Genomic DNA, 13813 nt, shown 5'->3' on the forward strand with positions numbered 1-13813 from the left:
TTTGGCTTCATTGACGATGCTCATCGGGCACCTCCTGCGAGTTCGCCGAGAACGGCAGTGATGGTTCGTTTGGCCAGTTCGATCTTGAACGCGTTGTCGCGCAGCGGCACCGCGTCCGCGAGCTCGGCTTCGGCCGCGGCGCGGAACGCCTCCGTCGAGGCCGCGCCGCCGCGCAGCGCCTGCTCGGCCTTCAGCGCGCGCCAAGGTTTGTGGGCGACGCCGCCGAGCGCAAGCCGCACGTCCTTCACCTTGCCACCGTCGAGTTCGAGCGCGGCTGCGACCGAGACCAGCGCGAACGCGTAGCTCGAGCGGTCACGAACCTTGCGATAGGTCGAGCGCGCGGCGATCGGCTGCGCCGGCAGTTCGATCGCGGTGATCAGTTCGCCCGGCTGTAGCGTCGTGTCCTGATCGGGACGATCCCCCGGCAGGCGATGGAGGTCGGCAAACGCCAGTTTGCGTGTGCCGCCCCTCCCCTCGAGATGCACGACCGCGTCGAGCGCGACAAGCGCCACGCACATATCGGACGGATGCGTCGCGACACAGGACTCCGAAGCGCCGAGGATCGCGTGGTTGCGATTGAAGCCATCGATCGCGTCGCAGCCCTGCCCCGGGCTGCGCTTGTTACAGCGCAAGCCGGCATCGTCGTAGAAGTAGGTGCAGCGCGTCCGCTGCAGCAGATTGCCGCCGACCGTCGCCATGTTGCGGATCTGCGCCGAGGCGCCCGCCAGGATGGCGCGCGACAGCAGCGGATAGCGCGTGCGGACCGCGCGATGCTCGGCCAACGCGGTGTTGCGCACCGCAGCCCCGATCAGCAGACCGCCGTCGTCGTGCTCGGTGATCGTTGCCGGCAGGCCGGTGATATCGACCAGCGCGGCCGGACGCTCGAGCGTCTCGCGCATCAGGTCGATCAGATTGGTACCACCGCCGAGAAATTTGGCCTGGTCGGTCGCGCCGAGCCGCACGGCTTCGGCGACATCGCTGGCGCGTGAGTAATCGAAAGGAGTCATTCCGCCGCCTCCGCATAGGTGTCGCGGATCGCCGCGATGATGCCGTTGTGCGCGCCGCATCGGCACAGATTGCCGCTCATGCGTTCACGAATTTCGTCGTGGGTCGGCGCGACGTGGTCATCGGCGAGGTCGCGCGTCACGTGGCTGGGCACGCCGCGCTTCAGTTCGGCCGCCATGCCGACGGCAGAGCAGATCTGCCCCGGCGTGCAGTAGCCGCACTGAAAGCCGTCGTGCGCGATGAACGCCTGCTGCAACGGATGCAACTCGTTCGCGGCGGCGAGGCCTTCGATGGTGGTGACGCTACGCCCGGCGTGCTGCACGGCGAGCGACAGACAGGACACGATGCGCTCGCCGTCGACCAGCACCGTGCAGGCCCCGCAGGCGCCCTGATTGCAGCCCTTCTTGGTGCCGTGCAGGTTGAGCGTCTCGCGCAGCAGGTCGAGCAGCGAGACGCGCGGGTCGGCGGGGATCGGGTAGTCGACCCCATTGATACGAAGCGCCGCGGCGGACGCGGCCGGTCGATCAGCGGTCATATGACCTCCTTCGGGACGGGACTGGAGTAAAGACGGCACACACCCGCGACCGCCGCATTGCTGCGCAGCACGGAAAAATCGCTAACCGCTGAGCGGCAGGTTGGTTCGGAGCGTTGGTTGGTGGCAGCGATGCTGCGTAGCCCGGCAGGCATCGTTGTGAGATAACGAACCGGTAAACGCCATATACGGAACATCGTTCCGTTTATCAAGAGGTATTCTTGTGTCCGAGAAGCCGCCGCGAAAACGGGCCGCACCGGGCGTCGGCCCGCCGCGTCGGGTCCGCGCGGACGCGCAGCGCAATCTGAAGACGCTGCTGGATGCGGCGGTTGCGGTGTTCGCCGTCTCGGGAGTCGAGGCGCCGGTGCGCGAGATCGCCGAGAAGGCCGGCGTCGGAGTCGGAACGCTCTATCGGCATTTTCCGCAGCGCTCCGACCTGATCGTCGCGGTGTTTCGCAACGGCGTCGACGCCTGCGCCGACGCGGCCGCCACACTGGCCGAGCAATATCCCCCGGTGGAGGCCCTGTCGCGCTGGCTGCAGCGCTATGTCGACTTCATCGCCACCAAACGCGGCCTCGCAGCCGCGCTGTATTCGGGCAACCCGGCCTATGACAGCCTGCCGGCCTATTTCGAACAGCGGCTGCGCCCGGCGCTGCAATCCCTGCTGGATCATGCCGGCGCCGCCGGCGAAGTGCGGCGCGACGTCGATCCGTTCGATCTGTTGAAGGCGGTGGCGCAGCTTTGCACCTCCGGGCCCGGCGACGACCCGGCGCATACGACCCGCATGGTGGCGCTGCTGATCGATGGCCTGCGCTATGGGGCCTCCGATCGGCGAGCGCGCACGTCCGACTCAAACTGAGGGATGTCGGCGCCGGAAATGAAGCGGCCTCCGAAGAGGGAGGCCCGACGAGACGGTCGTCGTCCGTCGCCAGTATCGCGAAGCCCCCCGTCGCCGCGTGATTGTCGAGCACAACGACGATTAAGACGAGCTCAGATCGTCAAGCGGCCTTCAGATGGGGTTAGCGCCTCCGAATAGCCCTTTTGCCGGTCGCCATCGCTCGGCTGATCCGGATAGGCCCGCTGGCCTTCCCACCACCCGGGGCCGGCCTGCACCCCACAGGTGCAGTGGGCGTCTCAGTATTGTCGGGCGCTCGCGCCTCGTGCTGGCAGAGCCGACCGCTGCAATGCTCGGATGCTCGTGACTGCCGCGTCGATCCATCGATCACGACAAGGCCAAAGCCCTAGACGTTGCGCCACCACCGTGGGGCCGCCAAACTCGGCCGCCCGTGTACAGTAAGGTCATCGAGCGGCGCGCCTTCGCCGATCACCGCGTGGTGGTGGTGAGCGTCGGCTCGACGACTTCGATTGACAGCCTCTCAAAAAATCTCAGCTTGAGGCTTTACAGACCAAAGCAGCTTTCAGGGTGATGCAGCCGCCACCTCGCGCGTTTGAATCTCATCAAGATCGTTGCCAATTTCCTGCCTTGCACATTCAAGCTCATACCTAGACTGCAAATTCATCCAAAACTCTGCAGTCGTACCGAAGTACTTAGATAGCCGGAGCGCAGTGTCGGCACTTATGCCCTGTTGCTCGCGCACAATTCTTTCGAGACGGGGACGTTCGATCTGGCAAGCTTTGGCTAGCGCGTATGCTGTAATCCCAAGCGGATTCATGAATTCTTCGCGCAAAACTTCACCAGGGTGAAGTGGTACAAGATTTGCCATTTCGCTCTCCAGCCCGCTCATTGATGATAGTCCACGATTTCAACTTCGGCTGGACCTTCATCTGACCATTCGAAACAAACTCGGTACTTGTCGTTGATCCAAATTGCGTGCTGTCCGCTCCTGTCGTCGCTCAAGGGGTGGAGTTTGTTCCCCGGCGGGGCTTTCAGATCATCAAGGCAAGTTGCCGCATCGATCATGCGAAGCTTCCGAAACGCTGTCCTTTTCAGCTCAGCCGGAAAACCCTTAGGACACTCGCCATTGAAAACGGCCTCCGTCCAACCAGCCTTAAAACTCCGTATCATGTGATGTTCTCCGACGTATCAGAAACAGATACGTTCCGCAATCAAAACGTGTCACGTACCGACACGTACGCCCCTGAGGGGCAAGTCAAAGGTTATCCGTCGAAACAACTTAGACGGGTCCACAATTGGACTCTTTAGTCACGGGCGAAGACAGCCATTGGTCTAGAGCGAGCGTACGTCATCTCACATTGGTGCAAGGTGCCCGCCGTCCGGCCTCGCGATGGTGGTGATCGAAAAACGGGCCGAGCGGAGGCAGCTGCCGTAATATCAATGGAAGGGGTGCGGGGTGCGGGCTGCGCCCGGTGCACGAGCTGGCGAACGAACCACGCTTCCTGGCCGAGAGGCATGGGCTCTTAAGTTAACGCCAGCACATGGGCGCAGACTCGGCTGATTCGTCATCCTGGCAGAGCAAGATGCCCGGCATGTATGGACAGATGTATGGACTGGAAGGGAAGCTAAACCAAAAACTATTACAATTTGAATAAGTTAATGGTGGGCGCGACAGGGATCGAACCTGTGACCCCCTCGATGTCAACGAGGTGCTCTCCCGCTGAGCTACGCGCCCTTAGATCGTCTTCACGGGTGGCGTCCCTATATCGGCTCCGGGCCGGTCAGGCAAGGACACCAAAGCAGGATTTCGACGCCAATTTCAGGCGGCCAGCATCTTGTTCACTTCGCTGACCAATTCGCGCAGGTGCACGGGCTTGGACAGCACCTTGGCATTCTTGGGAGCTTCCGAATCGGAATTCAGCGCAACGGCGGCGAAGCCGGTGATGAACATGATCTTGATGTCAGGATCGAGCTCGGAGGCGCGGCGCGCCAGCTCGATGCCGTCCATCTCCGGCATTACGATGTCGGTCAGGAGCATTTCGAACGGCTCCTCGCGCAGCCGTTGATAGGCCGACATGCCGTTGTCGAAGGAGGACACCTGGAACCCGGCATTTTCCAACGCCTTGACCAGGAACCGGCGCATGTCGTTGTCGTCTTCGGCGAGGAGGATCTTGTGCATCATTGCTGGACTTCGAATCCGGTCGGAGAACTGTGATTCACTTAGACCGGCCGTTGGTAAATTTCGGGTGAAATTCTCGCCCTGGTGCCAATCGCAGGCCCGCAATCTGCGCCGGACACGACTGCAAAGCAATGATCTCGGCACTTTCCATGGCGGCGGCGGTCAGGGCCTGTCTGGAATGATTTTGCTTGGCACACGCTGACATTGCCGACAATGTTGGCGCGACGACACCAAGCGGTTGCAGAGCAACGCGGCGACAGCAGATTTGACGAACGGCGGACGATGATGACTGAGTTCGACGGCGAGTTTTCGCCTCCGTTCGAGATTAGCGAACCGCAGACCGGGCGTGCGCCGATCATTTTCAATTCGCCGCATTCGGGCTCGATCTACCCCAACGCTTTCCTGAATGCCTCGCGGATCGATCTCGAGGCGCTGCAGCGCTCCGAAGATTCGTTCATGGACGAATTGATCGACCACTTGTCGGGCCGCGGCTTCCCTGTCGTGCGCGTGCACTTTCCGCGCTCGTTCATCGACGTCAATCGCGAGCCCTACGAGCTCGATCCGCGGATGTTCACCGGCCGGCTGCCCAGTTTCGCCAACACCCGCTCGATGCGGGTTGCCGGCGGCCTCGGCACCATTCCGCGCGTGGTCGGCGATGGTCAGGAGATCTACCGCGAGCGCATTGCCATCGACGATGCGTTGAGCCGAATCGAAACGCTGTACAAGCCCTATCATCGCGCGCTGCGGCGACTGATCAACCAGACCTATGACGTCTGGGGAACGGTGATCCTGGTCGATTGCCATTCGATGCCGTCGGTCGGCGTCGCTCGCGACGAGGCGCGGCGTCCCGACGTGGTGATCGGCGATCGCTACGGCACCAGCTGTGCCGCGCTGATCCCGGGCGTGATCGAGGAAACGATGGCGGCGCGCGGCTATTCGGTCGGCCGCAACAAACCGTATGCCGGCGGCTTCATCACCGAGCATTACGGCAATCCGTCCCGAGGCCTGCACACAGTGCAGGTCGAGCTGAATCGCGCCATCTACATGGACGAGCGGCTCCGCCAGCGCAGCGAGCGGTTTCGTACCGTCGCGGAGGATTTCACCGTGCTGGCCGATGCGCTGGCCTCGATCCCGCTCAGCGATCTCGGCCCATACCAGGCCGCCGCGGAATAACTCGGAAATTGAAGCGCTCGGCAGACGGCATCGGCCTCGCATAGAGAAGGCTGCAGTACACTGCCGTACCAACCTGCCAAGAAAAAAGGGCCGCTTGCGATGGCAAGCGGCCCAAGTCTAGGGAGGAAACGCCCAAGGAGGGCAGCGATAGCGCGAGGCGCTACCGCACCGCAACAATATGCGGCCGCGGCGCACAAAGCGCAAGTGTTTTCGACCGTTTTTCTATGCAAAAAACGCATGTCAGGGCACCGGCAACGGGCAACGGAACTCAAGAAATATTTGAGCCAAATCAATGAGATGGAATTGATTGTCTCAGTCAGCCTGCGACCAAATTGACCAGGTTCCCGGTGTGGCAAAGTCGTCGCCCGGCTCAAAGAACGAACCTCAACGCAACGTTCATCCGAAAAATGTGAACGCAGCTTCGATAAATGGTTCAGCCTCTGGACCCTGCGCCGCGCTGTAGAATAAGCAAAGCGAACGGGCGAGGTTTCGGGCAAGCTAGGGCCTCGTGCAGTTGTAACCCCGCACTGACAAGGAATGCCCGTGACCGTGATCGACTTCGCCGCCTTCATCGGACGCCTCGCGACGTCGTCGGGCGACACCATCCTGCCGTTCTTCCGCACCTCGCTGACGATCGACAACAAGCTGCAGGGCCGCGACTTCGATCCCGTGACCGAGGCCGACCGTGCCGGCGAAGCGGTGATGCGGCGGCTCATCAAGGGGAGCTTTCCCCAGCACGGCATCGTCGGGGAGGAGTTCGGCAACGAGCGCGAGGACGCCGACTATGTCTGGGTGCTCGACCCGATCGACGGCACCAAATCTTTCATCGCCGGCTTTCCGGTATGGGGCACGCTGATTGCGCTGCTGCACAAGGGCACGCCGGTGTACGGCATGATGCACCAGCCGTTCATCGGCGAGCGCTTTTCCGGCGACAATGGTTCGGCTTCGTACAAAGGCCCGTCGGGCGAGCGAAGGCTCACCGTGCGCCGCTGCCCGTCGCTGAAGGACGCGACGCTGTTCACGACTTCTCCGCTGCTGATGAACGGCGGCGACCGCGCCACCTTCGAAAAGGTACAAGCCGAAGCGCGGCTGACCCGGTTCGGCGGCGATTGCTACGCCTATTGCATGCTGGCCGCCGGCCAGCTCGACCTGGTGATCGAAACCGAGCTGAAGCCCTACGACATCGCCGCACTGATCCCCATCGTCACGGGCGCCGGCGGCATCGTCACGACCTGGGAGGGCAAGCCGGCGCAGAGCGGCGGCCGCATCATCGCCGCCGGAGACAAGCGCGTCCACGAAGCCGCGCTGAAGATCCTGAACGCCTGACGGCCGCAGCCGCCTTACTGCGGCAAGGCCAATCCTTCGATCATCGCCCGCAACCCCGCCAGCCAGTCCACGCGGTCGTCGCCCCGGGCAAGCGCCAGCGCCGCCCGGTCATAGGCGGCGCCGAGCAGCTGCGCGGTTTGGTCGATCGGCACCGGCCTGAGCGCGCCCGCGGTGACGGCCGCCTGCAGCCCCTCGCGCAAGGTGCGAACGCCGTTGCGGCTGTCGATTGCATCGACCTCTGCCTGACCGAGCACGGAAGGCGCCTCGACCAGCAGCAGCCGTGTCCGACCCGGCAATGCCATCGCCTGCAGATAGGCCTCGCCACCGGCGACCAGCGCTTCGATCGGCGAGCCGGAGAAAGGTGCCGCCTCGATCTCGGCTGCGACGGCGGCGGATTCGGCCTCGATCACGGCGCGGAACAGCGCCTGTTTGTCGGCGAAGTGGTGATACAGCGCACCCCGCGTCACACCGGCGGCTTCGACCAAGTCCGGCGTGCTTGTGCCGGCGTAGCCACGAGCCACGAACGCCTGCCGCGCCGCCGCAATCAATCCGGCGCGGGTGGTGCTGGAGCGTTCGAGATTGGTGCGTCGCTTCGCCGCTCGCATACATACAGCCTGCATGTTATTAAAACATACACACTGTATCTTTATTTAGCCAGGGAGGGAAGTATGCGCGTGACCAGCTATTACCCCGTGATCATGACCGACGACGTCGGCGCCACGGCGCGATTCTATGCGAAGCATTTCGGCTTCCGAGCGCTGTTCGCCTCCGATTGGTACGTCCACCTGCAGTCCGCCGACGACGCGACCATCAATCTGGCCGTGCTCGACGGCGCGCATCACACCGTTCCGGAAGCCGGGCGCGGTCGGGTCGCAGGTCTGATCCTGAATTTCGAGGTGGAGGATCCAGAAGCCGAATACGCCCGGCTGCAATCGGCAGGGCTGCCGATCCTGCTCGCGCTGCGCGACGAGGCGTTCGGTCAGCGTCATTTCATCACGGCGGATCCGAACGGCGTGCTGATCGACATCATCAAGCCGATCCCGCCGAGCGGGGACTACGTGGCCCAATACGTCGAGGGCGCCGCCGCAACGCAGACATAAGCGTCCGCCCAGTTGTGCGACGGCGCGCGATCGGTCAGGTTGCGCGCCGTGTCCGATCCGCTTCTGCTTCTCATCGCCGCCGTCTTTGCCTTCGCCGGCTTCATCAAGGGTGTCATCGGCCTCGGCCTGCCGACGGTCGCGATCGGCCTGCTGGCCGTGGTGATGCCGCCGGCGCACGCCATGGCGATCGTGATCGTCCCGGCGATCGTCACCAACATCTGGCAGACCTTCGCCGGCTCCTATCTGAGCGACATCCTGCGCCGGCTGTGGCCGCTGATGCTCGGCTCCGTCATCGGCATCCGTCTCGGCTCCGGTCTGATGACCGGCCCCTACGCGCGCTACGGCACGCTCGTGCTCGGCGGACTGCTGGTGATCCACGGCATCGTCGGCCTCAGCCGGGTGCGCTTCCACGTCGCGCCAGCGCAGGAGAAGTGGATCGGCGGGCCGGTCGGCCTGATCACCGGCGTGGTGTCGGCGGCGACCGGCGTCCAGGTGATCCCGTCGATGCCGTTCATGCAGGCGATCGGCATGGAGAAGGACGAGCTGGTTCAGGCGCTCGGCGTGTTCTTCACCACAGCGACCTTGGCGCTGGCCTTCAACCTCACCGACGCCGGCCTGCTGTCGGTCGCCACCGCCCTGCCCGGCGCGATCGCGATGGTTGCCGCCTTCGCCGGAATGTTCGTCGGCCAGGCGGTACGAACGCAGATGCATCCGGACGCGTTCCGGCGCTGGTTCCTGATCTCGATCATCGGGCTCGGCTGCTACCTTGCGGCCGAAACGCTGGTGCGGATGTTCGGCTGAGCGTCCGCGTACCAACGCGCGCGCCGCCTGCGTCCTGACACCGCGGTCAAAAAAACGCTTTGTTAAGCTGATTGAAACCGCCGGAGCGCCTCCTGACCGCGGGGGCTCTGACGAGCAGACGGGATTCGATCACGCATGACGACACGAGGCCACAGGCTGACGCGCATCGCCGCAGGCGCACTCCTTGGAGCCGTATTGCTGCCGGCCGCAGCATGGGCGCAGAACCCGTTCGACGTGTTCAATCTGTTCGGCGGAACCAACAAGGCGACCGCTTCGACCACGCAGCCCGCGAACATCACCACGCAGGCTCCATCGGGCAGCGGCAGCGCGCCGGTCTGGAGCGGCGAGGACGGCGCCTCCGGCCATCCGTTGATGACTTCGCAGGCGATCCGGCAATCCGCCGCCAATTTCGACGCCTGCGTCGCCGGCTTCTGGCCCGAGGCCGCGCGCCGCGGCATCTCGCGCGAGAGCTTCGAGCGCTACACCGCGGGCCTGTCGCCCGATCTGCGGCTGATGGACCTGATGGATTCGCAGCCGGAATTCACCAAGGCGATCTGGGACTATCTCGACATCCTGGTGAACGACAACCGGATGGCGCGCGGCCGCGAGATCCTGGCGCAGTACAAGCCGCAATTCGACGCCGCCGAGCGCGCCTACGGCGTCGACCGCTACATCATCGCGTCGATCTGGGGCATCGAAAGCAACTACTCGACCCAGATGGGCGACCGCTATGTGGTGAACTCGACCGCGACGCTGGCCTGCGTCGGCCGCCGCCAAGCGTATTTCAAGGACGAATTCCTCACCGCGCTGGAGATCCTGCACCGCGGCGATCTGCGCCCCGAACAGCTGCGCGGCTCGTGGGCCGGCGCGTTCGGCCCGACGCAATTCATGCCGACCGCGTTCAAGCGCTTCGCCGTCGACGCCGACGGCGATGGCCGCCGCGATGTCGTCGACAACCCCGCCGACCTGATCGCCTCGACGGCCAACAACCTCAAGAAGGACGGCTGGCAGAGCGGCCAGACCTGGGGCTACGAAGTGGTGATGCCGCAGGGCTTCGACTACATGAAGGCCGACCGCAAGCAGATGCTGACGCTGGCACAATGGCAACAGCTCGGCGTCAAGCGCCCGAACGGCCAGAGCTTCCCGCGCGGCTCCGACAAGGCCTATCTGCTGGCACCGGCAGGCTCGGAAGGCCCCGGCTTCCTGATGTTGAACAACTTCCGCACTATCATGAAGTACAACCCGGCCGAAGCCTATGCGCTGGCCATTGGCCACTTCGCCGACCGCCTTCGCGGCGGCGCGCCCTTCGTCCAACCCTGGCCCCGCCACGAACGCGTCCTGTCCCGCAGCGAACGTCTCGAACTGCAACAACTCCTCGCCCAACGCGGCTACTACCGCGGCACCCCCGACGGCCAATTCGGCAGCATGACAAGAGAAGCGCTACGCAACTTCCAGGCCTCTATCGGAGCACCGGCGGACGGGTTTGCGACCGGGGATATGCTGGAGAGGCTTAGAGGAAGGTAGGGGTTGCAAAATCACGCAACCCAAACGAGAGTTTCACTAGATTTAAGGCTCATAAATTGATCATAACTACGAATTATGGGAAACTTCAGCAGCTACGCTGTTATCGCCGGGATTGAGCAGATTCTCCTGCTCTATACGATAGCTGTTGCGGGACTACTCGGCATCTTATCATTCCAACTATATCGAATTCTGCAGGCGCAGGATCTGCACTTATCAAGGGGAATGTCGAGCAATTTTCCGCGACAAGCACTGATTGTCGTCAAGGGAGCGATCTTTTGGATATTTGGCTACAAAGGAGAAGATCGAGAGAAGACCAGCTTTAACGAGCTAAATCTAGAATGGGTCGAACGCAACTGGCCATCCATTGTAGTTCGACTAATTCCAATCTATGGCCTGTACATTCTGGCATTGGTAGTCTGGACTCGACCCGTCTATCTTGACGATGGGTCCGTTCATATATTTCGATATTCAACCAACTTGAACCAGCTGTTCTTTCTCTTTGTTCTCTACGTTTCATCTAACGTCGTGTTTGATCTTCTGTCTCTGCGCTTCACGCTCTCTTGTCTTCTGCAAGCATTAGAGACGAAGAGATATATTGCACTGCTGCTTAAGAACATATTCGTTGCAATTCTTTTGTTCTTCGGTGCCCAGACCGCCTCCTGCATGTTGTGGATCTATAAAAGGCAAGATCCGAATTTTCCGAAACTAGAAGGAAATTTCTTGCAGCAGTTTGCCGAAATCACAACTTGGCCGTATGCGTTTGTTACGGGCCCCGGATCGACCGAGATCAATTCGCTCCTATTTCCGGGGCAGCTGCTTATCACCGGAACCGTATTCATACCAACAACATTACTCATTCTTGCGCTGATTGTTTTTTCTTCATTTTTGAAGGCAACAGAATTCACAAAGAAATTTCTGCTATCAAGGAAATGGGACTCCCTGTGTCGAATTCTTGTACGAGTTCGATTAGTTGGATTGCTTGAGCCGCCAGAGAAGGTGCGAAGCTTTGGCTATTGCAATTTAGCGTTTGTTGCGTTTCTCGACCTTTTGATCGTATCGATCGTCAGCGCGGTTGTTAGCCACATGGTGTAGGTCTGACTACAATATGAACATTGTAACAAGATCTGCCATGATCTCTGAATGCCAATCGACTGCCTTGTAAATAGAATTCCCAAGTTCTCAGTATTCTGTCAGCATCTCGCCGTGGGAGATTCGCCAATAAGATCTCTCGCAGAGAGGCCTCATTGCGATAGAGATTGTCCACCCACGCCGACAGGGTTCTAAAATAATTGTCGCTGCCGTGAATATAGATATCCATCACCTTTAGCGATGAGCGCTCAAAGTTATGGATCACCTCCGATAGTCGCGGAATATAGGCTCCCGGAAATACCTCTCGATCGATCCAACTGTTCGTAGACCCCGCTTCGGTTTTCACTATGCAGTGGATCAGCGCCAATCCGTTGTCAGCCAAGAGGCTCGATATTTTGGAGAAGTAGCTCTCAAGCCTCCCTCTGCCGACATGTTCGAGCATGCCAATTGAATAGATTCTGTCATACTTCGCATCGGGTTGAAATCGTTCAAAAGCGCTCGCAACAAAGCTAACCAGATCCGACGAAGAGCTCCTCTGCGCAAACTTGATCTGCTCATCCGAGATGCTTATCGCCGTGATTTTTGCTTTGGTCCGCCGGGATATCTCTTCGGCAACCTGGCCCCAACCGCACCCAATATCTAGAATGGTCTGCCCTTCTGCAAGCTGCAGTCGATCTATGACCTTTCTGATCTTGTTCTCCTGAGCGGCCTCAAGAGTCATGACTGGAGACTCGAAGAACGCGCAGGTATACTCAAGATTTCGACCTAGGATAAGCCTCATGAATTCGGGCGACGTATTGTAGTGTTCCGCTATGCGGCGCCTGGCAACAATCGGGAACAGTCGGTATACGAATCCATCCCGCACAGGATTCCTATTGAACAATCGAAACCAAAGATGGAGCGGAGATTTGTTCTGCTTTACTAACAGATCGAGAAAATCGAAGAGCCTGCCTGTTTCGCAGCACCAGAAGCCTCGGGTATAGTAGCTTGGAAGTCTGTAGTCTGGCCGCAGTAGAAGGCGGATTAGGCGCCAGAGTGTGGGCGGCGCTATGGTGCAAATATAGTCGCCTGAACCAACGTTGATGATCTGGTCTTCAAACTGAAGACCAATCATTCCGTCCTTTATGCTCGTGGCAAAGAGCGCCCGGACTATTCGTTTGGTCAGATGCGAAGGATACTTATACCCGTCCGCAGTCATAATTCGCTGGCAGGACAACTCTTCCATAATTCGTAGTTATGATTGCTCGCGTCACTCTCTCGAAAGTGGCGAGCCTGACTGGACACAACCGCTAACCCTATTTCGCCTTTCGATTTTTGGATGCTGGTTGTTTTCTTCATCCTCCTCCACAAACGCACCGCCCCGGTTGGGCGGAGCACGGAATGCCCCTCACCAAATCGATTGCCACTTTCCTCGACCATTGTTCAGTCGAGCGGCAGTTATCGGACCATACGTTGCAGGCGTACGGGTATGATCTGGCGGACTTTGCGGCGTGGATCGGGACGCGGCGGCGGAAGGACAAGGGGTTCTGCGCCGACGCATCGATCGAGACCGACCACCTCCGCGCCTATCTTGAGCACATGACCGAGCGGAAGCTGTCGGCCGCGACGGTGCGGCGTCGGCTTGCCTGTTTGCGGTCGTTTTTCCGTTATCTGGAAGATCTTGACACCATGCCCAATCCGTTCGATGGCTGGCGGCTGAAGCTGCCGAAGCGGAAGCGGTTGCCGCGAACGTTGTCGCGGGACGAGACCACGCGGCTTTTGAAATCCACGCGCGCGCCAGGCGCGGCGCGGCATGCGACTCCGAACTCGTCCTCGCTATGCACCGAGATCAGGCTGATGATCGCGACCGGAATCCGGATCGGCGAATTGTGCAAGATCGCCAGCAGCGACGTCGCCAGCGACGGCGCGGCGATCCGGATCCACGGCAAGGGCTCGCGCGACCGGATGGTGTATGTGACGGATATCGGGTTACGCACCGAGCTCCGCAAGCTCGCGGCGCAACGCCAACGTCGGCTCGGCGGCGACGGGCCGTTGTTCCTCAATCGTAACGGCGAGAAGCTTCGGCCGCATTCGTTCCGCGCCAAGCTCCGCGACTTCGCGGGCCAAGCCGGCGTGCGCCGCCGCGTCACGCCGCATATGCTGCGGCATACCGCGGCGACACTGCTGATCGAGAGCGGCGTCGACATTCGCATCGTGCAGCGTCTACTCGGCCATTCCAGCATCGCCAC

15 protein-coding genes and 1 tRNA gene are annotated in these 13813 nt (G+C 61.1%); 8 read left to right on the forward strand and 8 right to left on the reverse strand.

What is annotated here, in order from left to right:
• Positions 1-20 precede the first annotated feature (20 nt).
• Positions 21-1007, reverse strand: coding sequence for an FAD binding domain-containing protein (locus LPW26_RS21920; protein WP_238737785.1), 987 nt, complete (start codon positions 1005-1007; stop codon positions 21-23).
• Entirely contained in the window at positions 1004-1540 is a 537-nt protein-coding gene (locus LPW26_RS21925; RefSeq protein ID WP_238737786.1) for a (2Fe-2S)-binding protein, read from the reverse strand. Before LPW26_RS21925 ends, LPW26_RS21920 begins: the two co-directional genes overlap by 4 nt.
• A gap of 220 nt (positions 1541-1760) precedes the next feature.
• Between LPW26_RS21925 and LPW26_RS21930 the strand changes: the two genes are divergently transcribed.
• Positions 1761-2396, forward strand: a complete 636-nt coding sequence (locus LPW26_RS21930; protein WP_238737787.1) for a TetR/AcrR family transcriptional regulator — start codon at positions 1761-1763, stop codon at positions 2394-2396.
• A gap of 559 nt (positions 2397-2955) precedes the next feature.
• Here LPW26_RS21930 and LPW26_RS21935 read toward each other — a convergent pair.
• From LPW26_RS21935 to cpdR, 4 genes are all read right to left on the reverse strand, one after another.
• On the reverse strand, positions 2956-3282 hold the full coding sequence (locus LPW26_RS21935) for a HigA family addiction module antitoxin (protein ID WP_238737788.1): 327 nt from the start codon (positions 3280-3282) through the stop codon (positions 2956-2958).
• Positions 3279-3563, reverse strand: a complete 285-nt coding sequence (locus LPW26_RS21940; RefSeq protein ID WP_238737789.1) for a type II toxin-antitoxin system RelE/ParE family toxin — start codon at positions 3561-3563, stop codon at positions 3279-3281. Before LPW26_RS21940 ends, LPW26_RS21935 begins: the two co-directional genes overlap by 4 nt.
• Before the next feature lie 490 nt (positions 3564-4053).
• A tRNA-Val gene (locus tag LPW26_RS21945) sits at positions 4054-4128 on the reverse strand.
• Between the two features lie 84 nt (positions 4129-4212).
• Positions 4213-4572: a cell cycle two-component system response regulator CpdR gene (cpdR, locus tag LPW26_RS21950; protein WP_011443381.1), complete on the reverse strand. Its 360-nt coding sequence runs from the start codon at positions 4570-4572 to the stop codon at positions 4213-4215.
• 285 nt (positions 4573-4857) lie between these two features.
• Between cpdR and LPW26_RS21955 the strand changes: the two genes are divergently transcribed.
• Complete coding sequence (locus LPW26_RS21955) at positions 4858-5745, forward strand: N-formylglutamate amidohydrolase (protein ID WP_238737791.1); 888 nt, start codon at positions 4858-4860, stop codon at positions 5743-5745.
• A gap of 543 nt (positions 5746-6288) precedes the next feature.
• A complete protein-coding gene (gene hisN, locus LPW26_RS21960) occupies positions 6289-7071 on the forward strand; it encodes a histidinol-phosphatase (protein WP_238737793.1) in 783 nt (260 codons plus the stop codon).
• Positions 7072-7085: 14 nt separating this feature from the next.
• Here the strand turns inward: hisN and LPW26_RS21965 are convergent, their stop codons facing one another.
• A complete protein-coding gene (locus LPW26_RS21965; protein ID WP_238737794.1) occupies positions 7086-7676 on the reverse strand; it encodes a TetR/AcrR family transcriptional regulator in 591 nt (196 codons plus the stop codon).
• Positions 7677-7739: 63 nt separating this feature from the next.
• On the opposite strand from LPW26_RS21965, the gene LPW26_RS21970 reads away from it, so the two are divergent.
• From LPW26_RS21970 to LPW26_RS21985, 4 genes are all read left to right on the forward strand, one after another.
• Positions 7740-8171: a VOC family protein gene (locus LPW26_RS21970; protein ID WP_238737796.1), complete on the forward strand. Its 432-nt coding sequence runs from the start codon at positions 7740-7742 to the stop codon at positions 8169-8171.
• Positions 8172-8219: 48 nt separating this feature from the next.
• The gene (locus tag LPW26_RS21975; protein ID WP_238737798.1) at positions 8220-8972 is read left to right on the forward strand and encodes a sulfite exporter TauE/SafE family protein; all 753 of its coding nucleotides are present in this window, start codon (positions 8220-8222) and stop codon (positions 8970-8972) included.
• A gap of 135 nt (positions 8973-9107) precedes the next feature.
• On the forward strand, positions 9108-10496 hold the full coding sequence (locus LPW26_RS21980) for a lytic murein transglycosylase (RefSeq protein ID WP_238737800.1): 1389 nt from the start codon (positions 9108-9110) through the stop codon (positions 10494-10496).
• A gap of 75 nt (positions 10497-10571) precedes the next feature.
• On the forward strand, positions 10572-11588 hold the full coding sequence (locus tag LPW26_RS21985; protein WP_238737802.1) for a hypothetical protein: 1017 nt from the start codon (positions 10572-10574) through the stop codon (positions 11586-11588).
• Here LPW26_RS21985 and LPW26_RS21990 read toward each other — a convergent pair.
• On the reverse strand, positions 11572-12810 hold the full coding sequence (locus LPW26_RS21990) for a cyclopropane-fatty-acyl-phospholipid synthase family protein (protein ID WP_319942191.1): 1239 nt from the start codon (positions 12808-12810) through the stop codon (positions 11572-11574). The genes LPW26_RS21985 and LPW26_RS21990 overlap by 17 nt on opposite strands.
• Positions 12811-12965: 155 nt before the next feature.
• Between LPW26_RS21990 and LPW26_RS21995 the strand changes: the two genes are divergently transcribed.
• On the forward strand, positions 12966-13813 hold an 848-nt coding region (locus LPW26_RS21995; protein WP_238737803.1), incomplete at its 3' end, for a tyrosine-type recombinase/integrase.

This window comes from Rhodopseudomonas infernalis, assembly GCF_022271405.1.
In the GTDB taxonomy this organism is placed as follows: domain Bacteria; phylum Pseudomonadota; class Alphaproteobacteria; order Rhizobiales; family Xanthobacteraceae; genus Rhodopseudomonas; species Rhodopseudomonas infernalis.

Coding starts and splice junctions, on each gene's coding strand:
- LPW26_RS21990 (WP_319942191.1), bottom strand. CDS start 12,810: ATGGAAGAGTTGTCCTGCCAGCGAATTATGACTGCGGACGGGTATAAG.
- LPW26_RS21955 (WP_238737791.1), top strand. CDS start 4,858: ATGACTGAGTTCGACGGCGAGTTTTCGCCTCCGTTCGAGATTAGCGAA.
- LPW26_RS21980 (WP_238737800.1), top strand. CDS start 9,108: ATGACGACACGAGGCCACAGGCTGACGCGCATCGCCGCAGGCGCACTC.
- LPW26_RS21920 (WP_238737785.1), bottom strand. CDS start 1,007: ATGACTCCTTTCGATTACTCACGCGCCAGCGATGTCGCCGAAGCCGTG.
- LPW26_RS21935 (WP_238737788.1), bottom strand. CDS start 3,282: ATGAGCGGGCTGGAGAGCGAAATGGCAAATCTTGTACCACTTCACCCT.
- LPW26_RS21965 (WP_238737794.1), bottom strand. CDS start 7,676: ATGCGAGCGGCGAAGCGACGCACCAATCTCGAACGCTCCAGCACCACC.
- LPW26_RS21985 (WP_238737802.1), top strand. CDS start 10,572: ATGGGAAACTTCAGCAGCTACGCTGTTATCGCCGGGATTGAGCAGATT.
- LPW26_RS21940 (WP_238737789.1), bottom strand. CDS start 3,563: ATGATACGGAGTTTTAAGGCTGGTTGGACGGAGGCCGTTTTCAATGGC.
- cpdR (WP_011443381.1), bottom strand. CDS start 4,572: ATGCACAAGATCCTCCTCGCCGAAGACGACAACGACATGCGCCGGTTC.
- LPW26_RS21970 (WP_238737796.1), top strand. CDS start 7,740: ATGCGCGTGACCAGCTATTACCCCGTGATCATGACCGACGACGTCGGC.
- LPW26_RS21925 (WP_238737786.1), bottom strand. CDS start 1,540: ATGACCGCTGATCGACCGGCCGCGTCCGCCGCGGCGCTTCGTATCAAT.